The 23,735-nt window shown below is 51.0% G+C and carries 24 protein-coding genes and 1 pseudogene; 16 read left to right on the top strand and 9 right to left on the bottom strand.

The window, feature by feature from the left end; translation table 11 throughout:
* Window positions 1–12: 12 nt before the first annotated feature.
* The 3 genes from rnjA to EVJ22_RS15460 all read left to right on the top strand — a co-directional run bounded on the left by rnjA (window position 13) and on the right by EVJ22_RS15460 (window position 3,416).
* On the top strand, window positions 13–1,680 hold the full coding sequence (gene rnjA, locus EVJ22_RS04965) for a ribonuclease J1 (protein ID WP_070327600.1): 1,668 nt from the start codon (window positions 13–15) through the stop codon (window positions 1,678–1,680).
* A gap of 61 nt (window positions 1,681–1,741) precedes the next feature.
* A complete protein-coding gene (locus EVJ22_RS04960; RefSeq protein ID WP_084813095.1) occupies window positions 1,742–3,199 on the top strand; it encodes a phospholipase D family protein in 1,458 nt (485 codons plus the stop codon).
* Between the two features lie 43 nt (window positions 3,200–3,242).
* Window positions 3,243–3,416, top strand: coding sequence for a hypothetical protein (locus EVJ22_RS15460; RefSeq protein ID WP_158625496.1), 174 nt, complete (start codon window positions 3,243–3,245; stop codon window positions 3,414–3,416).
* 172 nt (window positions 3,417–3,588) lie between these two features.
* Here the strand turns inward: EVJ22_RS15460 and EVJ22_RS04955 are convergent, their stop codons facing one another.
* Together EVJ22_RS04955 and def are read right to left on the bottom strand one after the other, a co-directional pair.
* A complete protein-coding gene (locus EVJ22_RS04955; RefSeq protein ID WP_131443540.1) occupies window positions 3,589–5,214 on the bottom strand; it encodes an alpha/beta hydrolase in 1,626 nt (541 codons plus the stop codon).
* 1 nt (window position 5,215) lies between these two features.
* Complete coding sequence (gene def, locus EVJ22_RS04950; RefSeq protein WP_071399520.1) at window positions 5,216–5,755, bottom strand: peptide deformylase; 540 nt, start codon at window positions 5,753–5,755, stop codon at window positions 5,216–5,218.
* Between the two features lie 332 nt (window positions 5,756–6,087).
* Between def and pdhA the strand changes: the two genes are divergently transcribed.
* From pdhA to lpdA, 4 genes are all read left to right on the top strand, one after another.
* Window positions 6,088–7,173, top strand: a complete 1,086-nt coding sequence (pdhA, locus tag EVJ22_RS04945) for a pyruvate dehydrogenase (acetyl-transferring) E1 component subunit alpha (protein WP_070327597.1) — start codon at window positions 6,088–6,090, stop codon at window positions 7,171–7,173.
* A 3-nt stretch (window positions 7,174–7,176) separates the two neighbouring features.
* Window positions 7,177–8,154, top strand: a complete 978-nt coding sequence (locus EVJ22_RS04940; protein ID WP_070327596.1) for an alpha-ketoacid dehydrogenase subunit beta — start codon at window positions 7,177–7,179, stop codon at window positions 8,152–8,154.
* 76 nt (window positions 8,155–8,230) lie between these two features.
* Window positions 8,231–9,523, top strand: coding sequence for a dihydrolipoamide acetyltransferase family protein (locus EVJ22_RS04935; RefSeq protein ID WP_071399521.1), 1,293 nt, complete (start codon window positions 8,231–8,233; stop codon window positions 9,521–9,523).
* 4 nt (window positions 9,524–9,527) lie between these two features.
* Complete coding sequence (gene lpdA, locus EVJ22_RS04930; RefSeq protein WP_071399522.1) at window positions 9,528–10,940, top strand: dihydrolipoyl dehydrogenase; 1,413 nt, start codon at window positions 9,528–9,530, stop codon at window positions 10,938–10,940.
* 192 nt (window positions 10,941–11,132) lie between these two features.
* Here the strand turns inward: lpdA and EVJ22_RS15625 are convergent.
* Window positions 11,133–11,327: pseudogene (locus tag EVJ22_RS15625) on the bottom strand (IS5/IS1182 family transposase); the annotation flags it as partial.
* A gap of 377 nt (window positions 11,328–11,704) precedes the next feature.
* Window positions 11,705–12,148, bottom strand: coding sequence for an aminoglycoside 6'-N-acetyltransferase (gene aac(6'), locus EVJ22_RS04920; protein ID WP_131443413.1), 444 nt, complete (start codon window positions 12,146–12,148; stop codon window positions 11,705–11,707).
* Window positions 12,149–12,223: 75 nt separating this feature from the next.
* Between aac(6') and EVJ22_RS04915 the strand changes: the two genes are divergently transcribed.
* Window positions 12,224–12,544, top strand: coding sequence for a DUF3055 domain-containing protein (locus EVJ22_RS04915; RefSeq protein WP_070327592.1), 321 nt, complete (start codon window positions 12,224–12,226; stop codon window positions 12,542–12,544).
* A 105-nt stretch (window positions 12,545–12,649) separates the two neighbouring features.
* Here EVJ22_RS04915 and EVJ22_RS04910 read toward each other — a convergent pair whose 3' ends face one another.
* On the bottom strand, window positions 12,650–14,131 hold the full coding sequence (locus EVJ22_RS04910) for an aminotransferase class I/II-fold pyridoxal phosphate-dependent enzyme (RefSeq protein WP_071399524.1): 1,482 nt from the start codon (window positions 14,129–14,131) through the stop codon (window positions 12,650–12,652).
* A 184-nt stretch (window positions 14,132–14,315) separates the two neighbouring features.
* Here EVJ22_RS04910 and EVJ22_RS04905 point away from each other — a divergent pair, with 184 nt between their 5' ends.
* The 3 genes from EVJ22_RS04905 (at window position 14,316) to EVJ22_RS04895 (ending at window position 16,351) form a co-directional block, all read left to right on the top strand.
* The gene (locus EVJ22_RS04905) at window positions 14,316–14,582 is read left to right on the top strand and encodes a UPF0223 family protein (RefSeq protein ID WP_070327590.1); all 267 of its coding nucleotides are present in this window, start codon (window positions 14,316–14,318) and stop codon (window positions 14,580–14,582) included.
* A gap of 248 nt (window positions 14,583–14,830) precedes the next feature.
* On the top strand, window positions 14,831–15,019 hold the full coding sequence (locus tag EVJ22_RS04900) for a hypothetical protein (protein ID WP_015881266.1): 189 nt from the start codon (window positions 14,831–14,833) through the stop codon (window positions 15,017–15,019).
* 78 nt (window positions 15,020–15,097) lie between these two features.
* Window positions 15,098–16,351: an inositol monophosphatase family protein gene (locus EVJ22_RS04895; RefSeq protein WP_071399525.1), complete on the top strand. Its 1,254-nt coding sequence runs from the start codon at window positions 15,098–15,100 to the stop codon at window positions 16,349–16,351.
* Window positions 16,352–16,386: 35 nt separating this feature from the next.
* Here the strand turns inward: EVJ22_RS04895 and EVJ22_RS15535 are convergent, their stop codons facing one another.
* Entirely contained in the window at window positions 16,387–16,563 is a 177-nt protein-coding gene (locus tag EVJ22_RS15535) for a DUF5325 family protein (protein WP_167615659.1), read from the bottom strand.
* Between the two features lie 164 nt (window positions 16,564–16,727).
* Here EVJ22_RS15535 and typA point away from each other — a divergent pair, with 164 nt between their 5' ends.
* Both typA and EVJ22_RS04885 read left to right on the top strand, forming a co-directional pair.
* Window positions 16,728–18,572, top strand: a complete 1,845-nt coding sequence (typA, locus tag EVJ22_RS04890; RefSeq protein ID WP_070327588.1) for a translational GTPase TypA — start codon at window positions 16,728–16,730, stop codon at window positions 18,570–18,572.
* Between the two features lie 102 nt (window positions 18,573–18,674).
* A complete protein-coding gene (locus EVJ22_RS04885) occupies window positions 18,675–19,007 on the top strand; it encodes a YlaH-like family protein (RefSeq protein ID WP_071399530.1) in 333 nt (110 codons plus the stop codon).
* Window positions 19,008–19,043: 36 nt separating this feature from the next.
* On the opposite strand, the gene EVJ22_RS04880 is transcribed toward EVJ22_RS04885, so the two are convergent.
* Window positions 19,044–19,244, bottom strand: a complete 201-nt coding sequence (locus EVJ22_RS04880) for a YlaI family protein (RefSeq protein WP_083273976.1) — start codon at window positions 19,242–19,244, stop codon at window positions 19,044–19,046.
* A gap of 113 nt (window positions 19,245–19,357) precedes the next feature.
* Here EVJ22_RS04880 and EVJ22_RS04875 point away from each other — a divergent pair, with 113 nt between their 5' ends.
* Window positions 19,358–19,807 (top strand): PNPOx family protein, encoded by a 450-nt coding sequence (locus EVJ22_RS04875; RefSeq protein ID WP_131443412.1) that lies wholly within the window; start codon window positions 19,358–19,360, stop codon window positions 19,805–19,807.
* 32 nt (window positions 19,808–19,839) lie between these two features.
* Entirely contained in the window at window positions 19,840–21,156 is a 1,317-nt protein-coding gene (locus EVJ22_RS04870; RefSeq protein WP_071399527.1) for a PhoH family protein, read from the top strand.
* Window positions 21,157–21,440: 284 nt separating this feature from the next.
* Here the strand turns inward: EVJ22_RS04870 and EVJ22_RS04865 are convergent, their stop codons facing one another.
* Window positions 21,441–22,640, bottom strand: a complete 1,200-nt coding sequence (locus tag EVJ22_RS04865) for a multidrug efflux MFS transporter (protein ID WP_071399531.1) — start codon at window positions 22,638–22,640, stop codon at window positions 21,441–21,443.
* Between the two features lie 148 nt (window positions 22,641–22,788).
* Window positions 22,789–23,256: a hypothetical protein gene (locus EVJ22_RS04860; RefSeq protein ID WP_071399532.1), complete on the bottom strand. Its 468-nt coding sequence runs from the start codon at window positions 23,254–23,256 to the stop codon at window positions 22,789–22,791.
* A gap of 172 nt (window positions 23,257–23,428) precedes the next feature.
* On the opposite strand from EVJ22_RS04860, the gene EVJ22_RS04855 reads away from it, so the two are divergent.
* Window positions 23,429–23,707, top strand: coding sequence for an Fpa/YlaN family protein (locus EVJ22_RS04855; RefSeq protein WP_070327584.1), 279 nt, complete (start codon window positions 23,429–23,431; stop codon window positions 23,705–23,707).
* Window positions 23,708–23,735: the final 28 nt, after the last annotated feature.

Below are 23,735 nucleotides of genomic sequence, written 5' to 3'. Positions count from 1 at the left end.
AGGAGAGATTAAATGAAGTTTGTAAAGAACCATCAAACCGCTGTGTTCGCATTAGGCGGACTCGGAGAAATCGGGAAGAATACGTATGTCGCTCAATTTCAAGATGAGATCATTGTCATCGACGCCGGGATTATGTTCCCAGAGGATGACTTGCTTGGGATCGACTACGTCATTCCAGATTACTCATACTTGATCAAAAACAAAGAAAAAGTAAAAGGGGTGTTCATCACCCACGGTCACGAAGACCATATCGGTGGAATCCCGTTCTTGTTGAAACAAGTCAAACTGCCGATCTATGCGACAAAGCTCGCCCTCGGGTTGATCAAAGTGAAACTTGAGGAGCACGGCTTGCTTCGTGAGGCCGAATTGCATGAAATCGATGAGGATACGATCGTCAAGTTCAGAAAGACGAGTATCTCGTTCTTCCGGACGACTCACTCGATTCCGAACTCGCTCGGTGTCGTCGTCAAGACGCCACAAGGCAACATCGTCCATACCGGCGATTTCAAGTTCGACTTCACACCGGTCGGCGAGCCGGCTGATATCGCCAAAATGGCTGAAATCGGGAAAGAAGGCGTCCTTTGTCTCTTGTCAGACTCGACGAACGCAGAAATCGAAGGGTTCACGATGAGTGAAAAAGTCGTCGGTGGGACGATCAGTGAGACGTTCCGTAAAGCGGAAGGGCGCATCATCTTCGCGACGTTCGCCTCGAACATCTATCGTCTGCAACAAGTCATCGACTCTTGTGCTGAGACGGGACGCCACTTGCTCATCTTCGGTCGCTCGATGGAAAAAGTCATGACGATCGGACAAGATCTCGGCTTTATCAACGTACCAAAAGGAATGATTATCGAGACGAACCAGATGCGCAACTTCCAACCACATGAAGTGGCGATTCTCTGTACCGGATCACAAGGTGAACCGATGGCTGCGCTCAGCCGGATTGCGAATGGGACACACCGTCAAGTTTCGATCATCCCTGGCGACACGGTCATCTTCTCATCGTCACCGATTCCTGGTAACGCCGTGTCGGTCGGTAAAACGATCAACCAACTGTACAAAGCGGGCGCTGACGTCGTCTACGGTAAACTCACGAACATCCATACGTCAGGTCACGGATCGCAACAAGAGCAGCTGCTCATGATCCGGTTGCTCAACCCGAAATTCTTCATGCCGATTCACGGAGAGTACCGCATGTTAGTGAAACATGCCGAGCTCGCGCAATCGGTCGGGATCCCGAAAGAGAACACGTTCGTAATGGACAACGGCGAAGTGCTCGCCGTCGATGCCGATTCGGCTGCCATTACAGGCAAAATTTCGGCGAACGCCGTCTATGTTGACGGAAACGGCATCGGTGACATCGGCAATATCGTCTTACGCGATCGCCGAATCTTGTCAGAAGATGGACTTGTCGTCGTCGTCATCAGCATCGACGGCAAGACGCGAAAACTCGTCTCCGGACCCGATATCATCTCGCGCGGATTCGTGTACATGCGTGAATCGGGCAGCCTGATTCGTGACGGTGAGCGCTTGCTCAAGAAGACGGTCGAACAAGGCTTATCGAACAAGCAGATGAAATGGTCAGAGATGAAGCAACTTGTCTCGGATACACTCACGCCATACTTGGCTCAAAAAACACGAAGACACCCAATGGTTCTTCCGATCATTATGGAAGTATAAACGAACGGGCTGTAGGTGACTACAGCCCGTTTTTTAGAGAATGAAAAAAGGGGCGGTGCGTATGGAACGGAAGAAGCGTAAGACAGGTTGGCTCAAGTGGGGACTTGCAGCATTTGCGATCTTATTTTTAGTCACGATGATTTATCATCAAGTAAAACCGCTGCCAGAAGGGGTGTCTCGAGCATCCGAACCGGTAAACATCTCGGATGACCAAATCGATTTTTTGTCTGATTTGACATACCAAGGAGAAGACACCGAAGTCAATGAGCAAGAGATCTTCCAAGATGTCGAGCGATCGATCCGCGAGGCCCGGGAGTATATCGTCATGGACTTTTTCTTATTCAATCCATATTCAAATGAAGATCGACAATATCCGGACATCACGGCCCGCCTGTCGTCAGCACTCATAGAACAGATGGAGCTATATCCGGACTTGAACGTCGTCTTGATCACAGACGAGATCAACACGACGTATAACGGTCACGCGTCTGACCATTTAGACGTGCTCAAGGAAGCCGGCGCGGAGATTGTCTACACGAACCTCGACGCGTTACGTGACCCGAATATCTTGTACTCGACGTTGTATCGCATCGGATTCCAATGGTTCGGGGACAGCCAAAACGGTTGGCTCCCGAACCCGATGGCGAAATCGGCACCGGACATCACGATTCGTTCTTATTTACGGTTACTGAACGTGAAAGCGAACCATCGCAAAGTCATGGTGACGGAGAACGACGGGTTCGTCCTCTCGGCGAATCCGCATGATGCGTCCGGTTACCATTCAAATGTCGGCGTCCGACTCGACGGTCCGATCCTAGCTGACATTCTTGAAGGGGAAGAGGCGATCGCCCGGTTCTCGAAAGGGGACGCGAGCCGTTTCCCGAGTGAAGAAAAGCTCAGCGCCTTACGTGACGAGGATTCGGACGGACCGATGCAGGTTCGTTACGTCACCGAGTCGAAAATTCAAGAAGCCGTCGTGAAAGCGATGGACGAGGCGGAAGCGGGCGAGACGATTTGGATCGGGATGTTCTATTTGGCCGATCGGAACATCATCCAAGCAATCCACGATGCCGCCGAGCGCGGCGTGTTCGTCAAGCTCATCCTTGACCCGAACACGAACGCGTTCGGGCGTGATAAGTCGGGTCTCCCGAACTTGCCGGTCACGGCTGAGCTCGTCGAAGTCAATCCGGAACAGATCGAGGTCCGTTGGTACGAAGTCGGGAAAGAACAATATCATCCGAAGATGCTCTACGTCGAAGGCGAGCAGCGTGTCGTTGTGATCGGGTCTGGCAACTACACGACCCGGAATATGAACGACTATAACCTCGAGGCGGACGTCGAAGTGACGACTGCGACCGAGACCGAGTTCATGCGTGAAGTCGATAGCTATTTCAAACGGCTTTGGAACAACGAGGACGGGACGTACACCGTCGCTTATGATGAGATTCAGACCGACTTGCCGATCGGCAAGTACTTGCTCTACTGGTTACAGAAGTTGACGTGGACGATGACCTACTGACCTAAAACAAGCCCGCCCTCATCAGAGGGCGGGCTTCAGCTTGTTGACTAACATGATTGATATCGCTCGTCCTTTCGACGCCCACGCTTTCCGCAGGCGATTCCGGAGCCGCATCGCGACTCGTGTCGCTGCTGGGGCTATCCTGCAGGAGTCGGGGCGCCATCGGACGAGCAACGCACACGGTCCCATCTGGCGGCGGTCACTGCACAAAACATGAAGAAGCTGACCAGTTTATTGGCCTGGAGAGGCCGTATACATACCATTTTTTCAATCTTGTGCCGAGCAGAGTGACTCGAGGTCATCGAACATAAAAAAGACGAACCAATTCGCGAAAAGCGAATTGGTTCGTCAACAGCCTAAGCCGGCCCTCATCAAAGGGCGGGCTTGTTTTATTGCGTTTCGACTGGATTGAACTCATTTGAATACTCGTATAAAAACTCGCCTGTCTCACGGAGCACGTCCGTCTTCCGATGAAGCGAGAAGTGATCGTACGGGACGGTCTCGGTACCGATGTTGTTCGTGTATTCCTCGAGCAAGAGCGAGCTCGACGGTTCAATCAAGTTGAATTCGCCGCCTCGTCCTGAGAACGAATACACTTGGACCGAACGGGGCCACGTCTCAAGCTTGGCCTGGAACGACTTGAGCCCATCGGAACTCGGCGACAAGTCGCGGATGGCCGGACTGCCCGTGTTCACACCGAAGTTGCTGGCAGATAAACCGAAGTTGGCTAGTCGCGTCCCGGCGAACGGGCTATCAAACGTAACGAACTTATCGACGATATACTCGTCTTGGTTCAAGATGTAGTTGGCTGCGGCGACACCGCCCATACTGTGACCGATCACATACATGCGGTCGAACGAACGGTTTCGTTCCGATTTGTACTCTTCGATGGCGAGGTTCAACCATTTCGTCTGGTTGTTCAAGGACGCTTCTGCATCCTCATATTCAATCCGGACGATCGGGCGGTTCGAACTGTAATCATTGATGACGCAGTCGACCGCCCCTTTCACTGTCACCGTACAAAGCGCACCGTCTTTGGCGAGTCCGCGCTGCTCCATGTATTGGGAGAAGCGGAGGAACGTCCGGTCGGTCCCGAGTAGGCCGTGGACGGCGAACGTCGGGATGAACTCATCGGTTTGAGCGGCTTGACGGATGGCTTCGACTTTTCGGTCGTTCGTCAGCTCTTCACGAATGGTCACGATAATGATGGCTAACGCTAACAGGATGATCAACGTACCGAGCACACGCGAACGAATCGATGTCCGGTCGGGGTTTCCGACGTTTTTCCGAGATCTCCGCCAAACAAAGAAAGCAGTCACACTAGCGATGACAGCAACAACGATCGTGATGATCCACGCTTTGACGTTCGGTACGTGCGCGACAAGCGTCATATTGTTTTGGCGTCCGCCGTACACTTGCCACTCGACTTGTTTCATCGAACGAGGATCAAGGCCAGTCCCGTCCTCGACGAACACACCGGTCGGTACCGTCAAATTGAAACGGATGTCGGCTTGGCGGATGTAACGTTCGGCGAGTTCTTTCGGGGAACCGCTCAAGTTGACACCAGGCAAGTCGACGCGATCGAGACGTAGATCCAAGTTCGTCTTCAACACATATGAATCGAACCAAATGCCGTCTTCCTTTTGAACGTCAAATTTCACGTCGGGGGGAACGAGGATACCGGCCGGTCCGGTCTTCCATTCCTGTTTAATGTTTTGCAGCTCATCGACGTTTTTGAACGTCTTCTTTAATACCATACCCTCGTAATCGTCTTCGCTCGAATAGTCTCGAGTCGCATAGCCGTTATCGTTCGCTTGTTGTTTCCACGTTTCCCAGTCGAGCCGTAAGTTTAATAGCTTCATGACCGGGTGATCGCGGAACGCATACGTCGTCTCGAGAGTGACAGACTGATCATAGTGGACAGTGGCGTCGTATTCGATTCGGACGCATCCACCGATTAAAAGAAACAAGAATGGGAATAGGAACAACAGTGTCTTTTTTTTCACGCTCGTCACCTCAGATCGGTTCACCGTATGTTTCTAGCGGATTGGTCGTATTAATGCGGTCATAAAACAGGATGCCGTCCAAGTGGTCGAGTTCGTGTTGGCAGACGATGGCTCGCATCCCGCGAAGGCGTAACTTGATCGGATTGCCATCACGGTCAAATCCTTCGAGGGTGATGCGACGGTGACGCGGTACGTTGCCTTTGACGATGCGGTCGACAGATAAGCAGCCTTCACCGCCGTTCAAATACGTCTGTTCGAGAGAATGACTCGTGATTTTCGGATTGAAGATCGACAGCTTGAACGTCTCTTCCTCTTCTTTTAGCAGGACGGTGAAGAACCGGCGATTGACACCGAGTTGTGGTGCGGCAATCCCGACACCGCCGCGAAGCTCATATTTCTCACTAATCTCAGGGTCTTGGCTGTTGACGAGGAATGTTTCCATCTCGTCGAGCAGGGCGAGGTCTTCTGCTGTAGGTGGAAGCGAGACTTCACTTGAACGGTTACGGAGCCGCTCATCTCCTTCACGAATCACGTCTATCATTGTTAACATGGGTAAACTTCCTTTCCAATTGCGATATGTCCAATTATATCATATTTAATGAACGAATCGCTCTGATGGTACAGAAGGTGAAATGAAAATGATACAGAGCGTAAAATATTCGGAAAATGTGTTCGTGTAAGCGTTTTTATGGAGTGAGCATATTTTTTGCGTTATTGTAACAACCCGTTTTATACTGACAAGGAAACGGCAGGAGAAGTCATACTTTCCTGAATCACGTTAATACAGATTGCTTTTTTGGACAGATACACTTAAGATTTGAGGTAGTGTTTGATCACAAAAAAAGACAATTGTCTCATAGTTGAAAGGATGAGGTGAAACGAATGAACAACGTTCAGGTACTTCAAAACGTGGAAGAAAACTTCCAAACGTTCCGTATTCTCGACGAGAAGGGCGAGGTCGTCAACCAAGACGCGATGCCAGATGTAACGGACGAGCAACTTCAGGAGCTTATGCGCCGCATGGTCTATACTCGAATTTGGGATCAGCGTGCCATCTCGCTTAACCGTCAAGGACGCCTAGGTTTCTACGCGCCAGTGGCAGGGCAAGAAGCAACGATGATCGGGACGCAATACGCGCTCGACAAGCAAGACTGGATTCTCCCGGGTTACCGCGATATCCCGCAACTCGTATTCCACGGACTTCCGCTTTATCAAGCGTTCTTGTTCTCACGTGGTCACGTGGCAGGAAACCGCATCCCAGAAGACGTTAACGTCTTAATGCCACAAATCATCATCGGTGCACAAATCATTCAAACAGCGGGTGTGGCCATGGGTCTCAAACGCAACGGCAACACGAACGTCGCCATTACTTACACGGGTGACGGCGGATCGTCACAAGGTGACTTCTACGAAGGTATGAACTTCGCAGGTGCATTCAAATCACCAGCCATCTTCGTCGTTCAAAACAACCGCTTCGCAATCTCGACACCTGTTGAGAAGCAGACGGCAGCTAAAACGATCGCGCAAAAAGCTGTAGCAGCGGGCATCAACGGAATCCAAGTTGACGGTATGGACGTACTTGCTGTCTTCGCCGCAACACAACAAGCGCGTAAAGACGCACTTGACGGGACACCGACGCTCATCGAAGCACTCACATACCGTTACGGACCACATACGCTCGCTGGGGATGACCCAACACGTTACCGTACGAAAGAACTCGATTCAGAGTACCAAGAAAAAGATCCACTCGTACGTTTCCGTCTTTTCCTCGAAGGCAAAAAGCTTTGGAGCGAAGACATGGAGAACGAAGTGATCGAACAAGCGAAAGCAGACGTGAAAGAAGCGATCAGCCTCGCGGACAAAGAACCAAAACAAAAAGTTTCGGACTTCATCAACAACATGTTCGAAACACTCCCTTCAAACTTGAAAGAGCAGCTTGAAGAATATACAGCAAAGGAGTCGAAGTAAGTTATGGCTCAAATGACAATGATCCAAGCGATTACTGATGCGATGCGCGTTGAAATGAAGCGCGACGAGAAAGTACTTCTTTTCGGAGAAGACGTTGGTAAAAACGGTGGGGTCTTCCGTGCAACGGAAGGTCTCCAAGACGAGCTAGGCGAAGACCGCGTCTTCGATACGCCACTCGCTGAGTCTGGTATCGGTGGTCTCGCGATCGGTCTTGCACTCACAGGCTTCCGTCCAATCATGGAAGTTCAATTCTTCGGATTCGTATTCGAAGTGTTTGACTCAGTTGCTGCCCAAATGGCACGTATGCGTTACCGTTCAGGCGGCGCTTACAGCCAGCCGGTTACAATCCGTTCACCGTTCGGTGGCGGCGTTAAAACACCAGAACTTCATGCGGACAGCCTTGAAGGATTGATGGCTCAGACACCTGGTCTTAAAGTCGTCATCCCGTCAACACCATACGATGCAAAAGGTCTTTTGATCGCGTCAATCCGTGACAACGACCCAGTCGTATTCCTCGAGCACATGAAACTTTACCGTTCGTTCCGTGGCGAAGTACCAGAAGGCGACTACACGATCGAGCTTGGAAAAGCAGACGTGAAACGCGAAGGTACCGACGTTTCGATCATCACATACGGTGCGATGGTTCATACTTCACTCAAAGCAGCTGAAGAGCTCGAAAAAGAAAACATCAACGTCGAAGTAATCGACCTCATGACAATCAGCCCGCTTGATATTGACACAATCGTCGAGTCAGTTAAAAAGACTGGCCGCGCGATCGTCGTTCAAGAGGCACAGCGTCAAGCAGGGATTGCGGCTAACGTCGTAACTGAAATTCAAGAACGCGCGATTCTTCACCTCGAAGCACCAGTGCTTCGTGTAACTGCACCAGACACGGTCTTCGCTTTCGCACAAGGTGAAGATGCATGGTTACCTGACCATAAAGATGTCGTTGCAAAAGTTAAAGAAGTTATCAACTTCTGATCGTGTTCATTTAACGATGAGGGAGAATTGTCTCCCTTGTCGTGTTTACATGATTATTCGATAGGAGGAAAAACCAGTGGCAGTATTTGAATTTAAATTACCAGACATCGGTGAAGGAATTCACGAAGGTGAGATCGTCAAGTGGTTCGTCAAAGCAGGGGATACAGTGAAAGAGGATGACATCCTCCTCGAAGTTCAAAACGACAAAGCCGTCGTTGAGATTCCTGCTCCGGTCGACGGAACAGTCAAGGAAGTTAAAGTCTCTGAAGGAACAGTTGCCATCGTCGGCGACGTCCTCATCACGTTCGACATCGAAGGTGACGCACCAGCCGGTGAAGAAGAAGCAGCTCCTGAACAGCCAAAAGCTGAAGAGAAGACAGAAGACATTCAAGAAGACGTGAAAGAAGACGGTCCACGTGAAGTTCAACTTCACAAGTCTGAGCGCGTCATCGCCATGCCTTCGATTCGCAAGTACGCTCGTGAAAAAGGCGTCGACATCCGCGAAGTCAAAGGAACTGGCGACAACGGTCGCGTTCTTAAAGAAGACATCGATGCGTTCGCAAACGGTGAAGCACCGACAGCGGAAGCTACAACAGAGAAAACAGAATCTGTAGCGACGGCCTCGGCTGCGAAGACGGAAATCAAGCCTTACGAGTCAGCTACACCTGAACTCGAAACGCGCGAGAAAATCCGTGGTATCCGTAAAGCGATCTCGAAAGCGATGGTCAACTCGAAACATACGGCTCCGCACGTAACACTCATGGACGAAGTCGATGTCACGAAACTTGTCGCACTCCGTAAAGAGTTCAAACAAGTCGCGGCTGACCAAGGCGTGAAACTCACGTACTTGCCATTCGTCGTCAAAGCATTGACAGCGGCAGCGAAAGCTTACCCAACGATCAACGCGTCAATCGACGATGTAAACGAAGAAATCGTCTACAAAAACTACTACAACATCGGTATCGCAGCTGACACGGATAACGGCCTCGTCGTTCCTGTCGTCAAAGATGCGGACCGTAAATCAGTCTACGCACTTGCAAACAACATCAATGAGCTTGCTGGCAAAGCCCGTGAAGGCAAACTTGCTGGGGACGACATGAAAGGCGGATCGATCACAATCACGAACATCGGTTCAGCTGGTGGACAATGGTTCACACCTGTCATCAACCACCCGGAAGTTGCAATTCTCGGTATTGGCCGCATTGCTGAAAAAGCTGTCGTCAAAGACGGCGAGATTGTCGCAGCACCAGTGCTCGCACTTTCATTCAGCTTTGACCACCGTCTCATCGATGGTGCGACTGCTCAAAACGCGCTCAACATGGTCAAACGTTTGCTTCAAGATCCAGCACTTCTAATGATGGAGGGATAATAACATGGTAGTAGGAGAATTCGCACAAGAAACTGATTTACTTGTCATCGGCGCTGGTCCTGGTGGATACGTCGCAGCAATCCGCGGCGCACAACTTGGACTCAAAGTTACAATCGTTGAAAAAGGCAACTTTGGCGGTGTCTGCTTGAACGTCGGTTGTATCCCATCTAAAGCTTTGATTACGGCTGGACATAACTTCCAGCACGCTAAAGGTCACTCGTCAATGGGAATCACATCTGACAACGTGTCAGTTGACTTCACGAAAGTCCAAGACTGGAAACAGTCGGTCGTCAACAAATTGACTGGCGGCGTCAAAGGTCTTTTGAAAGGCAACAAGATCGAGATCGTTCAAGGTGAAGCGTTCTTCGCAGCTGAAGACACAGTTCGTGTCATCACAGAAGATAGCTCAACTCCTTACAAGTTCAAGAAAGCGATTATCGCGACTGGTTCGACACCAATCGAGATTCCATCGTTCAAATGGTCAAAACGCGTTCTTTCTTCAACTGGCGCATTGGCTCTTCCAGAAGTTCCGAAAAAGCTCGTCGTCATCGGTGGCGGCTACATCGGAATGGAACTTGGGACAGCGTATGCGAACTTCGATACTGAAGTCGTAGTCGTTGAAGGCGCAAGCGACATCTTGTCTGGCTTCGAGCCACAAATGACGCAAATCGTCAAAAAGAAACTCAAACAAAAAGGCAACGTCACGATTCACACGAACGCTCTTGCAAAAGGTGTCGAGGAAACGGAAGACGGCGTTATCGTGAAGTTTGAAGTGAACGGCGAAGAACAGACTGTTGAAGCGGACTACGTCCTCGTCACAGTCGGACGCCGTCCGAACACTGGCGACATCGGCCTCGAGAATGCTGAAGTTAAAATCAGCGACCGCGGCATCATCGAGATCGACGACCAGTGCAAGACGTCGAACGAAAACATTTATGCAATCGGCGACATCGTACCAGGACCACCGCTCGCACACAAAGCTTCTTACGAAGCAAAAGTTGCAGCGGAGGCAGCTGCAGGTAAGCCGGCTTACCTCGACTACTCAGCAATCCCAGCGGTCGTCTTCACTGACCCTGAACTTGCGACAGTCGGTTACACAGAACCGCTCGCTAAAGAAGAAGGACTCGATTTCACAGTATCGAAATTCCCATTCGCAGCGAACGGTCGTGCCCTCGCTCTCGACGAGCCAGACGGCTTCATGAAGCTCATCACGCGTAAAGAGGACGGTCTTTTGATCGGTGCTCAAATCGCGGGTACAGGCGCTTCTGATATGATTGCCGAGCTTGGTCTCGCCATCGAAGCAGGCATGACAGCTGAAGATATCGCGCTCACAATCCACGCTCACCCATCACTCGGTGAGATGGCAATGGAAGCGGCAGAAATCGCAATGGGTATGCCAATCCACGTCGTCAAGTAATACAAAAACTCTCTCGCTATTCGCGGAGGGCACTGAAAAACCTCCGCTCTGTCCGAGCGTGAGAACGAGAAAGGGCGACCGTTCCGACAAAAGTCGGGATGGTCGCCCTTTTTCCATGCCCTTATTCCTTTTGTTCTCCCCTGAGAGTGATGATTCGCTTCAGGTTGACCGCGACGATGGCCATCACGCTCTGTGTGTTCTCGATTTCGCCCCATCCTTGTAACATCCCTCGCGCAACGGACACTGCTTGCATAACTTGATGTCGAAGTATTGTGTCTCTTTTTGATTCTTCCCGATGTTCTTCGTCCCTGTACGGGCCTTCCGGATGGCCATCCGCCCGTTGTCGTGACAATACGTGTCCGCGAGCAGGTCGGTGACGAAATCGAACGATACGAGATCGTGGATGAGCCGTAGCTCGTCATCGGCAGGGATCAACAGATCGTAAAGCGCCGCATACGGGCTCGGCGGCATGTTCGGCAGGTCTGGCATCATCGGGATCGCCTCCAGGATTGTAGTTATAGCCAGTTTAGTCCGGAACGGCAAGGACGTACAGCGTCGTCCCGAGGGCACGCCGACTCCCGGGGGAACAGCGGGCAAGGCGAGACCCAGCAGCGACATCGTCGCGATGCGGCTCGCTGACCGCCCCCAGGAAAGCGGCGTGCCGGACAGGGCGGCTTGAAGGGCAATGAGAGCAGAGGAGCGCCATCCCATCCGGGATGACGCTCCTCTGCTCAAAATTATTTGAAGTTTTTCAGTGCCCTCCGCTACTCGCGGGAGAGTTTTTTGATGTAGTGGACGGTCCGTTCGACTTCATCGAAACCGATTCGAGCATGAAAACGTTGGCTCCCCTCATTGTCAAGCTCTGTATCGGAAGCGAGTTCGTCACAGCCTTTCGACCGAGCGTATGATGCGGCGGCTTCGACGAGCCGGGTCGCCACATCCTGCCCGCGTACAGATTCGTCAACGTATATCCCTTCTAAGAACGCAGTCGGAGAAGAGGCGGCGCCGGGAACATAATCATGTCTGAAACTGAGCTGGCAAAATCCGACTGCCGTGTTGTCGGTCGCCAAAAAATAATGCATCTTGCCGGAACGCAATCCGAGACGAAGCTCGGCCCTCAACTCGATCAACGGGGCGTCGGGCCAGAGCGCTCGCATGAGCGTCAATAGTGCGGCCTCGTCGCGCGCGCTTGCTTTTCGAATGTTCATGAGTCATCCTCCCTAGGTTTCACAAGTTCAGTATAAAGGAAAATAGTATATGAAGTCAGAAAGGAGGGAATGATCATGGCGTTTGATGAGGAGCTATTATATACCGTTTCCGAGACGAGCCGCGTTCGGTTTACCGGCATCGAAACCGAAACGTCTCGTTATGATTTCGGATTTGTCTATACGCACCAGTTCATGGGGAAAGTACTCGTTGTCTGCATGCAGACCGGACAGTCAGCCCTTCTCGATATGCATGCGCTCGAGGAACCGAGACAGCTTTATCCGATGCTCGGAATCAATTTGTATGACACCGACCATGTTGCTGAATTTTTGCGTCTTTGTCTTGAGGAGGGGACGAAAGACGAAAAAACTTCAGAATCACCTCTTGAAAAAATGTAAGCGTTTTCTTATAATAGGTAGTAGGGGAAGCAATTCGATCATCATAAGCATCTTTTCTTCTGATGACACAAAGCGAGCCGGTCAATTTGACCGGCTCGCTTTCGTTTAGCGGATTGCTTTCGTTTGTTGGATGACTTTAATCATTTGAAGCGACTCGTCTTCAAGACCTTGAACCGGTAAACCAGCTTCGATATTGGCCGTGATGTACTCAAGTGTCGATGCCGTGATCAATTCTCCAGGGATGATGATAGGAATCCCTGGTGGATACACCATGATGAACTCAGCCGAAATTCGTCCGACAGCGTTCTCGAGCGGAATCGTTTCCGTCTCTTCGTAGAACGCGTCTCGTGGGCTGAGCGCGAGTGGTGGGATCTCTGGGAGCATGATCGATAAAGAATCGTTCCCAGACTGCTTATACACCGATACGACATCGTGCATCGCATCGACAAGTGCTTGAATCGTCGACTCATCGTCGGCACTCGTCACGATGAAGAGGACGTTCAATAAGTCAGACATCTCGACTTCGATGCGGTGATGTTCGCGCAAGTATTTCTCGATTTCAAATCCGGTAATCCCGAGCTCACGAACCGATACGAGTACTTTCGTCTCATCTAAGGCGTACGTCGACTCAGAATGGAGCTCAGAGTGACCGTATACCGATAAATGCGGCATGTTGTTGATGGCGACGCGTGCCATTCGTGCGAGCGTGAGGGCGCGTTCGTTCATGGCCTCACCTTTTGTCGCCAATTGGCGCCGGGCTGCGTCGAGCGAGGCGAGAAGCAGGTAGGACGTCGACGTCGTCGTAATCATCGAGAGCATCGCGTGGATCCGCTCTGGCGAGACAAGACCGCGGCGTACGTTCAAAATCGAGCTACCTGTCATCGAGCCACCGAGCTTATGCACGCTCGTCGCAGCGACGTCTGCGCCCGCTTGCATCGCCGACAGTGGGAGCTCGTCGTGGAACGGCAAGTGGACACCGTGCGCTTCGTCAACGAGTACAGGGACGTCCTGAGCGTGAGCAACGGCGACGATACGTTCGAGGTCACCAGCGACACCGAAGTACGTCGGGTTGATGACGAGGACGGCTTTCGTGTCAGGATGCAGCTCGAGCGCGCGCTCGACAGCGCTTGCCGTGATGCCGTGTGCGATCCCGTACGTTTCATCATATTCAGGATGAATGAATACAGGATGGGCTCCGGTCAAGACGAGCGCTGACATGACGGATTTATGCACGTTACGCGGGACGATAATTTTTTCGTTCGGCCCGACGACGCCCATGATCATCGCCATGATGGCGCTCGATGTGCCTTGGACCGAGAAAAATGTCTCGTCAGCACGGAACGCTTCAGCAGCGAGACGCTCGGCTTCAGCAATCGAAGCTTTCGGATGATGCAAGTCATCAAGTGGAGCGATGTTGATCAAATCGATTTTTAAAGCATTTTCGCCGATGAAGTCACGAAATTCGGGATCCATTCCTTTTCCGCCTTTATGACCAGGAATATGGAACGCAATCGGATTTGTGTTGACGTGTTTGAGCAACGTCTCAAATAGCGGCGTGTCGAGCTGTGTAGACCCTTTAATTTTCAATAGTAAGCCCTCCTTGAAGTCAGCGTTTGTATGGGATCGGTCGTTTACGTATACTAAGTTTCTTTACCCGATGAATGATTGGTCTGCTATGCAGAAAAACGATGCAACAAAAAAACTATAGAGATTTCCAAGTCAACTTGCAATAGTTTTTTTTGTTGATACAATGGTTGTCGAGGTGAAGAATATGCAAATCAACTATCCAATCAATCCGGACTGGACGACAGAAGAACTGATCGAAGTCGTCGAGTTCTATAATCAAGTCGCACTCGCCAACGAAGGCGGCGTCGATCGGGAAGAATTTTTAGCAACGTATCGGTCGTTCAAACAAATCGTGACATCAAAGTCAGAAGAGAAGCAACTGAGCGCTGTCCACGATGAGCAGACCGGATACTCTACCTATCGTACGGTCCAAGCGGCCTTGAAATCAAATACTAAGATTATCAGGTTGTAACAAATGAATTGCAGGAACCGACGAATCTGTCGGTTGCTGCTTTTTTTAGTTAGTACCTTAAGAAATAGGGTACATATCACTAAAGGTTATTTAAGGTTTAGGACCGGTTGAAGTGGGAATATATCCACTAAGATAAAAAATTCAAAATAGTCAGACAATTTTCTTTCTTTTTTGAATCTCATCTGATATACTCAATTCAACTTACTAAACCGTAACTTGTAGCCCAACAAAAAGGAGTGTGGCATCTCATGAAACAAGTGATTGAGGCATTCAAAAGAAAAGACGCAGAAAAACGGATTCCGGTGCTGCGCCTAGAGATTGATTATGAATTGGCAACACTCTTCGATGCAATGGCGTCACAAGACGATGCCACTGTCCAGGCTAGCAAGCATCGGTTAGAGAAGTACCGCCAAGAACTTTTGCGTCTCGAAGCCTGACCCACAACCGCTCATTCAACCAGTATTCCACGCGAATGCTGGTTTTTGTTTGCTATAATACATAGAGAGGTGATAAATATGTTGGAATGGTTTGCGATTGATCTAATCAAACAAGCAGGGGAATATATCCGTCAACAAATCGATGAAAGTTATCGGATCGAGCGGAAGACAGGTAAAGGGGACTTGGTCACTGAAATCGATCGAGCGGTCGAACAACTGATTGTCGACCGTATCCGAGCGGCGTATCCGGAGCATCAGATTGTCGGAGAAGAAGGCATCTCGACACAGCCTGACAAGTTGACAGGGACGGTTTGGTTTGTCGATCCGATTGACGGGACGCTCAATTTTATTCATCAAAAACGGATGTTCGCCATCTCGATTGCGATTATGGTCGATGAGGTCGTCGAATATGGATTCGTCTATGATGTGATGGCTGACGAGCTGTTCGTGGCACGGCGTGGTTATGGGGCGACGCTCAACGGACGGAAGTTGCCGCAGCTTCATGAACATCACGTCCGTGACGCATTTTTGAGTATGAATGCGACGTGGGTGACTCCGAACCAACAGATTGCACCGGAAGTGTTGGCACCGATCGTCCGTGACGCTGTCGGGACACGAGCGCACGGGGCCGCCTCACTCGAACTGGCTTGGGTTGCGGCCGGACGGGTCGATGGCTATATCACGATGCGCAATATGCCGTGGGACTACGCGGCCGGAAAACTACTCGTCGAAGAAGTCGGGGGCCGCGTCGTCTCTTTATACGGTGAACCCGTCAGCTATAAAGGGAAGACATCGGTCCTCGGCGGGAGCGAGACGTTCGTCAAGGACGTCATCAAACATTACGTCATCGCCAAAAACGTGACGCCTGAAGTGAGGCCAGACCTTGCGATCGAACCGAACAAAACGTACGACCGTGTGCGTGATTTGCTCGTCTTGGCGAATCCGAACGAGGCGATGGTGCAAGCGCAATACGCACAGGGCACGACATTTGAGGCTTTACTCGGCGGGGAACTCGTCGGGGCGTATATGCTCGTCCGTCGCAGTGCGGAATCGGTCGAACTCGTCAACATCGCCGTCAAACCGGATCGTCAAAACCAAACGATCGGGCAACGGATGCTCCAAGACGCCATCCGTCGGGCGGCTAGCGGAAGTGCGAGCGAATTGCTCGTCTGCACGGGCAACTCAAGCATCGTCCAGTTACGCTTCTATCAACAAGCCGGATTCCGTTTTGCTTCTGTCGAACGCGATTATTTTTCGAACCATGGCTACGAGGCGATCGAAGAAGACGGCCTCGTGTTGCGAGACCGCATCTGCTTGACGCGAGAACTATAAAACAAGGCCCAAGGCGCTCGCCTCGGGCCTGTTCGTTATGGACGCCGGTCTGCTAGGACACGGCGGCGCAAGTTGATGCCGAAGAATGTAGCGACCGCGCTCAACGCGAGACTGCCAACGATGATGGCGGTACTCGCTTCGGCGACACCGATGCCGATACCGACAAAACCGGCGACGACGGCGATTGCGATCAAGACGAACATGAGTTGCATCGAGATTCCCCCTTTTTTTCTTGGCTCTATCCCATTGTAAGCAAAATCAGCGCAATTGGAAACGGTAACAGACTATATAACGTGACAAAGGTGGTAGCACCTGTGCTATACTCTTTAAGTTGAATACAAAGTTGAAACTTTTCAAATAAGAGAGGAATAACTACATGAATTTAAGAACTAACCTCCGTAACGTAGCCATCATCGCCCACGTTGACCATGGTAAAACAACGTTAGTCGATGAACTATTGAAACAGTCTGGTACTTTCCGGACAAACGAAATGGTAGCAGAGCGCGCCATGGACTCGAACGATATCGAACGTGAGCGCGGGATCACAATCCTCGCTAAAAACACGGCAATCGATTATAAAGATACTCGCATCAACATCGTAGATACGCCAGGACACGCCGACTTCGGTGGTGAAGTTGAGCGGATCATGCGTATGGTTGATGGCGTTATTCTTGTTGTCGATGCACGTGAGGGCTGTATGCCACAAACACGCTTTGTATTGAAGAAAGCACTTGACCAAGGACTTCGCCCAATCGTTGTCGTCAACAAAATCGACAAAGCGATGGTCCGTCCGCTCGACGTCGTCGATGAAGTCGTAGACTTGTTGATCGACCTCGGAGCAGATGAAGATCAACTTGAATTCCCTGTCGTCTATACGTCTGCAGTCAGCGGTTCAAGTTCGTTCGATCCTGATCCTGAGAAGCAAGAAGATACAATCACGCACGTACTCGATACGATTCTTGAGAACACACCGGCACCAATCGACAACTCGGATGAGCCGCTTCAGTTCCAAGTCACGATGCTCGACTACGATAACTACCTCGGTCGTATCGGAGTCGGTCGCGTCTTCCGTGGGAAAATCAAAGTCGGAGACCAAGTCTCACTTTGCAAAACGGACGGATCAATCAAACAACTTCGCGTCACGAAGTTATTCGGTTACTTCGGACTCAAGCGTGTTGAAATCGAAGAGGCTAAAGCTGGTGACTTGATCGCCATCGCGGGGATGGAAGACATCAACGTCGGTGAAACGGTCACACCGGTCGGTAAAGAAGAGCCGCTCACGCTTCTTCGCATCGATGAGCCAACGCTTCAAATGCGTTTCATGACGAACAACTCTCCATTTGCAGGACGCGAAGGCGATTTCGTGACAGCACGTAAAATCGAAGAGCGTTTGATGAAACAACTTGAGACGGACGTTTCGCTCCGTGTCGAAAACACAGACTCGCCTGACCAATGGGTCGTATCAGGACGCGGTGAACTTCACCTCGGTATCTTGATCGAGAACATGCGTCGCGAAGGGTACGAGATCCAAGTTTCAAAACCACAAGTTATCATCCGTACAGCTGAAGACGGTACGAAAATTGAGCCGTTCGAGCGCGTCATCATCGACGTACCGGAAGAGTACACAGGTTCAGTCATGGAATCGATCGGTCTCCGTAAAGGTGAACTCGCGAACATGAACACGAACGATAACGGTCAAACTCGTATGGAATTTATCGTTCCTTCACGTGGTCTCATCGGATATCGTAACGAGTTCTTGTCGGCGACACGCGGATACGGAATCTTGAACCATACGTTCGAAGAGTATCGTCCGTTCATTCCTGCTGATATCGGCGGCCGCCGCAGCGGTGTCATGGTTTGTATCGAAGCTGGTAAGTCAACGGCTTACTCAATCGGTGCACTCGAAGACCGTGGGACGATCTTCATCGAACCAGGTACAGATGTATACGAAGGCATGATCATCGGTGAGTGTAACCGTGACGTCGATCTCGCGATCAACGCCGTCAAAGGGAAACAGTTGACGAACATGCGTGCATCATCGAAAGACTCGACACAAGTCTTGAAACGTCCGCGCGTCTTCTCGCTTGAAGAGTCGCTTACGTTCTTGAACGATGACGAGTACTGCGAAATCACACCGCTCTCGATTCGACTCCGTAAAAAGGTCTTGAACAAGAACGAACGTGAAAAAGCTGACAAGCGTCGTAAACTTGGTAAAGAATAAGTAGAAAAGGGAGCGCCGAGGCGTTCCCTTTTATTTTGATTCGTGTAGAATAGACGTGTAGGAAACAAAGGGGGATTATTTGCCTTGAAAGCTTCTCAAACGATGGACATTACCCAAATCGACGTTCCGTGGATCGCCTCGCTATTAGGTGTCGGCAGTGACGCGGACGACTTTTCGGTCGGCTTTAACGCCTTGATCATCACGGTCATCTTATTGACGTTGCTCGTCTTTAAATTAGGTTTTGCCAAACAACTCGCGTGGTGGAAAGCGCTCATCGTCTACATCATTCTCGCGCTCGGAGCGGGGACGATGGCGCTCGTCTTCTTCACGTGGCCGATCCCGGAAGTATTGGTTGTCATGGCGGTCGTCCTAGCCATTTATCGGGGCCGCCTCTGGTGGAACCGCCGTCAAGACCAAGTCAATGAACCAACCTAAAAAATGGACGCCCCGTTGACGGGACGTCCATTTTTGTTACCATCTTCGCTTTTGGCGAAACGATGGATATAGGTGGAATTGGCCTGTTGCCGCACGCTCAGCCGTTCGTTCCGTAATGCGTGCATGACACTCTTGGCACATGTAAGTTTTAGCAGGTTTATTGCGAAGTCGTTTCGCTTCGAACGACCACGAATCAATCGTATCGACTTTATCACAAAGAGAGCACTTTACGCGCATGGTCTCACCTTCCTCTCCGTTGATTATAGCATGATTTCCAGATAGAAAAGCAGGGAAAGAAGTCATTAAGGGCGAATCCATTTCATATACCCGTTTAAGAAGGAGGGGAGTGCATGGCGAGTAAAGCAACGTTCGAACTTTCCCGGGCGCAACAAGAAACGTTAAACGAGATGCCGTTGACGTTTCTCGTCGCGTTTGATGAAGCGAAGCGGTGGCCGACCACCCACGCCATCAGTTGGGTGCAGGCGACCGATCGACAGACAGTCCGATTTGCCCTGATAAAAAACTCGCATCTGATTACGCTGTTGACAAGCGAAAAGACGGCGGGGCTCATCTTTTTAGAGGACGGTCTCGCTTACAGTGTGACGCTCTCGCACGTCCATGAATTTGAACCGACTGTGAAACCGGGACTGCACCTTCGCTTTTTTAAAGGTTCGGTCGAAGAAGTCCGCAACATCTCCTTTTACGGGGCGACGTTCGGGCAACCGGACATCGTCAAGACGTACGATATCGAAGCGGCGGAAAAATTGGACCGAGAAGTGAAGGAAAGCTTGAACTCTTGAACACCAACAATTTTCGAGGGGCGGCAAACTTTATGAAAAAAACGTATGTGCTCGATACGAACGTACTTCTACACGACCCACTCTCACTCTTTCAATTCGATGAGCATGACGTCGTCATCCCGGCCATCGTCCTAGAAGAACTCGATGGAAAAAAACGAAACATGGACGAGCTTGGCCGTAACGCCCGAGAAACGGCGCGTGTGCTTGACCAGCTCCGATCGACCGGCAAACTTCATGACGGGGTGCCGCTCGAGAATGGCGGCCATCTCTTTGTTGAGATCGGCCATGAACATACAGTCGACTTCCCGTTTGACGTCATGACGAATGACAACCGGATTTTGACGGTCGCACTCGGCTTGATGAAACAGTATGAGCATGATCACAACCGGAAAGTCGTCGTCGTCTCAAAAGATATACTGGTCCGTGTCAAAGCGGACGCAATCGGCATCGAAGCCGAAGATTATTTGACAGACCATATCGTCGACACGACGAATCTGTACGCCGGCTATCGAGAAATCGAGGTCGATCAGGCGATAATTGATGAATTCTATCAAGTTCGCCAGCTACCGACGTCGGCTTTTTCAAAAAACCAACTGTACCCGAACTCATTTGTCATCTTAAAGAGTAACGTTTCGAAAGCGAGCGCACTCGCGGTCGTCGATCCGTTACAACCGATCGTTCGACCGTTATCGCTCGACGCCGAACACGTCTGGGGCATTCATCCGCGGAACGTGCAACAACGAATGGCGCTCGATTTACTGCTTCGCGACGATGTTCCGTTCGTGACGCTCCTCGGGAAAGCCGGGACCGGGAAGACGCTCCTCGCTCTCGCGGCGGGGCTTGCCCTCGTCGAGGACGAACGTCGCTTTAACAAACTCGTCGTGGCGCGTCCGGTCGTGCCGATGGGCAACGACATCGGATACTTGCCGGGTGAGATGGAAGATAAGCTTCGTCCGTGGATGCAGCCGATCTATGACAATCTTGAATTCTTGTTTAATGCCAACTCGAAAGACGAGCTCGGAAATATCCTCGCCGGCATCAAATCGATTCAGCTCGAGGCGCTCACATATATTCGGGGGCGAAGTATGCCGGATCAGTTCATCATCATCGATGAAGCGCAGAACTTGACGAAGCACGAGATTAAGACGATTTTGACCCGGGTCGGGGAGAATTCGAAGATCGTTCTCGTCGGCGATCCATATCAGATCGATCATCCGTATTTAGATGAATATTCGAACGGACTCTCGTACGCCGTCGAACGGTTCAAAGGGCAAAACGTATTCGGTCACGTCCAACTCATCAAAGGCGAACGCTCGTCGCTCGCCCGGTTGGCGGCCGATTTGCTATAGAAATAGACGTCGAGCGTAAGCTCAACGTCTCAGCTTGTTGACCAACATGAATAATATTGCTCGTCTTCCGGCGGATTGCTGTCCTGCAAGAGTCGGGGTGCTATCGGACGAGCAACGCAAACGGTCGCCATCTGGCGGCCATTTGTCTTTTTTTGAGGCCTCGACAGTCGAGAGAAAAAGCCCGATTTATGTCGGGCAGACTTCAGACATAAAAAAGACGAACCAGATCGCTATTAGCGACCTGGTTCGTCAACAGCCTGAGACGGCGAGCGTGAGCGCGACGTCTATTTTGTGTTTGGGTGGAGCAAAACTTGGACGTTCGCTTTCTCAAGCAACGCGTTCGTCAACATGATCAAACCGGTCACGATGAAGAGCGCGGAGAAGCCGAAGTGGGCGACGATTTGTGAGCCGAACAACGGTCCGAGCAGGTTGCCCATGAACTGGGCCGACTGGTTGTAAGAAAAAATCCGTCCTGTCGCGTGACTCGGTGTATGTTTCCTTAGCAGCGACTGCACCGACGGCATGAGTGCCGCAGTCGCGAAACCGAGGCCGAAGCGCAACATGACGAGTTGCGTCGTCGACGTCACGAACGCCTGAGGAATCAAGAACGCAGTGTAAACGATGAGCGCCCAAAACAAAATCCGTTCCGGACCGTGCCGGTCTGACAGCCGTCCGAGATGTTGCGCGGACAGGAGGGCGGCCACCCCCGGTGCTGAAGCGACGATCCCCGCGATGAACGCGAGGGAAGTCGTGTACGGGTTCAGTTCACGGACGTACAGTGTCAACAGTGGTCCGATTGACTGCGTTGAAAACTGTATTAAAAACGTCGTCAAAAACAAGCTGAAGACGAGTTGAGGATGACGGAGCGAGGCAATGATCGACTTTGTCGAATCAAGTCGCTCGCGCGCCACCGGGACGAAATCTTCTTTCACGAACAAGAGTGTGATTAAAAACGTGACGAAGAGTGCGCTGCCGGTAAAGAGAAAAACGGGTCGAAGCCCAATCCAGTCTGCGAGCAATCCACCGATCAATGGACCGAGGAGTCCGCCGGTGATGCCACCGGTCGACAACGTGCCGAGCGCCCAGCCGCTTTTCTCTTTTGGTGTCTGTGAGATGACGAGAGTGATGCCGGCCGAGATGAATCCGGAGACGGCACCCATGATGAGTCGTAAACCGACGAGTTGATAAACGTCTTGCACGAAGCCGATCAAGAACATGACGACGGCCATTCCGAGGCTCGCCCGAATCAACATGAGCTTGCGCCCTTTCTGGTCAGCGAGTCGGCCCCAAAGCGGGGAGACGATGGCGGCCACGAGGAAAGTGGCGCCGAAAGCGACGGCGGACCAGGTGACGACGTGGTCAGGGTTGGTCACGCCGAGCTCTTCGATAAATAAGGGCAGGAACGGCAAGACGAGGCTCATCGAGGCGGCCGTCAAGAAGCTGCCGATCCAAACGATGATCAAGTTCTTTTTCCATAAAGGTATCGTAAGCGTCACGCCCTTTCTACATAGAGTATATTTCGATATCACACATGTTACACTTTGTGAAGTAAAAAGTCCAAAAAAAAAGACGAACGAGATCGCTTATAGCGACCTCGTTCGTCAACAGCCTGAGACGGCGAGCGCCTTCCTATCAGCCATCCGTTCGGACGACGATATGGTCGACCTGACGAATGATTTGGTTGTTGTAGAGTGCATAGACCGGTCCGTCAGCCAACACTTTTCCATCTTGTGAAAACTGAAGATAAATCGAACCGACTTCGGCGAGCGGGATCGTCAATACCGTCTCCCCATAAAAGCTGACGTGCGTCGCCGTATTGAGCGGCTCGGCATTTTGGAGAAATGGTGCGAACGGCATCGCGAACGAGTCACGAAGCGCAGCGTCTTTATCGGCCCGCGACATCGGCTTATTGTGGTCGACGCGCGTCCCTAGTGTCAATCCGTCGTCCCATGCCTTCCCCATTTTGGCATAGTAAGCGTCTGAATCATTCTCGACGGCTTGGTCGAGTTCTTCGACTTTGCGTTTACGTTCGTCAAAAATCCATACGGTCGGGTCAATCGTCAGCGCGTGACGGACCGCTCCATCTAACGGAAAAATCATTGATACTCCCCCTTAACTAGCGATACAATGTATATTATACAGCTCTTCCGTGCAAAAAGGAAAACTGCGAGAAACACGCTTTGAATCTAGACTGTTCATTGAATTATGATGAAATATAATGTACAGTTGAGTTATGACAAACAGTCTGTCATTGTACGGAGGAGGGGTCGTAGTGGCGACAAATTTGGCTGCAGTCCAACGGGAACAGGCGCTTCACTTGCTTGAAGCAGATGCTGAAAAAATCCGTTGCTTGATTGAAGTGCAATTAGAAAACTTGAAAATGCCGAAGTGCCCGCTTTATGAAGAGGTACTTGATACACATATGTTCGGTCTGTCGCGCCAAATCGATTTTGCGGTCCGGCTTGGACTTATTTCAGATGTCGAAGGCAAGCAACTGATCGATTCATTGGAACAAAAGTTATCCGCGCTCGCGGAAGCTTCAGAATTATGAACCTTATACTCAAACTGTGCAGGCGGCG

The sequence above is a fragment of the Exiguobacterium sp. SH0S7 genome, from assembly GCF_004337195.1.
In the GTDB taxonomy this organism is placed as follows: domain Bacteria; phylum Bacillota; class Bacilli; order Exiguobacteriales; family Exiguobacteriaceae; genus Exiguobacterium; species Exiguobacterium aurantiacum_A.
This window is presented reverse-complemented; position numbering and strand designations above follow the sequence as displayed.

What these genes read in the sequence shown, in the direction of transcription:
- EVJ22_RS04895 (WP_071399525.1), top strand. Translation starts at nt 15,098, where the DNA reads ATGTTGGAATGGTTTGCGATTGATCTAATCAAACAAGCAGGGGAATAT.
- typA (WP_070327588.1), top strand. Translation starts at nt 16,728, where the DNA reads ATGAATTTAAGAACTAACCTCCGTAACGTAGCCATCATCGCCCACGTT.
- EVJ22_RS04880 (WP_083273976.1), bottom strand. Translation starts at nt 19,244, where the DNA reads ATGCGCGTAAAGTGCTCTCTTTGTGATAAAGTCGATACGATTGATTCG.
- EVJ22_RS15535 (WP_167615659.1), bottom strand. Translation starts at nt 16,563, where the DNA reads ATGCAACTCATGTTCGTCTTGATCGCAATCGCCGTCGTCGCCGGTTTT.
- pdhA (WP_070327597.1), top strand. Translation starts at nt 6,088, where the DNA reads ATGAACAACGTTCAGGTACTTCAAAACGTGGAAGAAAACTTCCAAACG.
- EVJ22_RS04900 (WP_015881266.1), top strand. Translation starts at nt 14,831, where the DNA reads ATGAAACAAGTGATTGAGGCATTCAAAAGAAAAGACGCAGAAAAACGG.
- rnjA (WP_070327600.1), top strand. Translation starts at nt 13, where the DNA reads ATGAAGTTTGTAAAGAACCATCAAACCGCTGTGTTCGCATTAGGCGGA.
- EVJ22_RS04940 (WP_070327596.1), top strand. Translation starts at nt 7,177, where the DNA reads ATGGCTCAAATGACAATGATCCAAGCGATTACTGATGCGATGCGCGTT.
- lpdA (WP_071399522.1), top strand. Translation starts at nt 9,528, where the DNA reads ATGGTAGTAGGAGAATTCGCACAAGAAACTGATTTACTTGTCATCGGC.
- EVJ22_RS04885 (WP_071399530.1), top strand. Translation starts at nt 18,675, where the DNA reads ATGGACATTACCCAAATCGACGTTCCGTGGATCGCCTCGCTATTAGGT.
- EVJ22_RS04960 (WP_084813095.1), top strand. Translation starts at nt 1,742, where the DNA reads ATGGAACGGAAGAAGCGTAAGACAGGTTGGCTCAAGTGGGGACTTGCA.
- EVJ22_RS04875 (WP_131443412.1), top strand. Translation starts at nt 19,358, where the DNA reads ATGGCGAGTAAAGCAACGTTCGAACTTTCCCGGGCGCAACAAGAAACG.
- def (WP_071399520.1), bottom strand. Translation starts at nt 5,755, where the DNA reads ATGTTAACAATGATAGACGTGATTCGTGAAGGAGATGAGCGGCTCCGT.
- EVJ22_RS04905 (WP_070327590.1), top strand. Translation starts at nt 14,316, where the DNA reads ATGCAAATCAACTATCCAATCAATCCGGACTGGACGACAGAAGAACTG.
- EVJ22_RS04870 (WP_071399527.1), top strand. Translation starts at nt 19,840, where the DNA reads ATGAAAAAAACGTATGTGCTCGATACGAACGTACTTCTACACGACCCA.
- EVJ22_RS04915 (WP_070327592.1), top strand. Translation starts at nt 12,224, where the DNA reads ATGGCGTTTGATGAGGAGCTATTATATACCGTTTCCGAGACGAGCCGC.
- EVJ22_RS04860 (WP_071399532.1), bottom strand. Translation starts at nt 23,256, where the DNA reads ATGATTTTTCCGTTAGATGGAGCGGTCCGTCACGCGCTGACGATTGAC.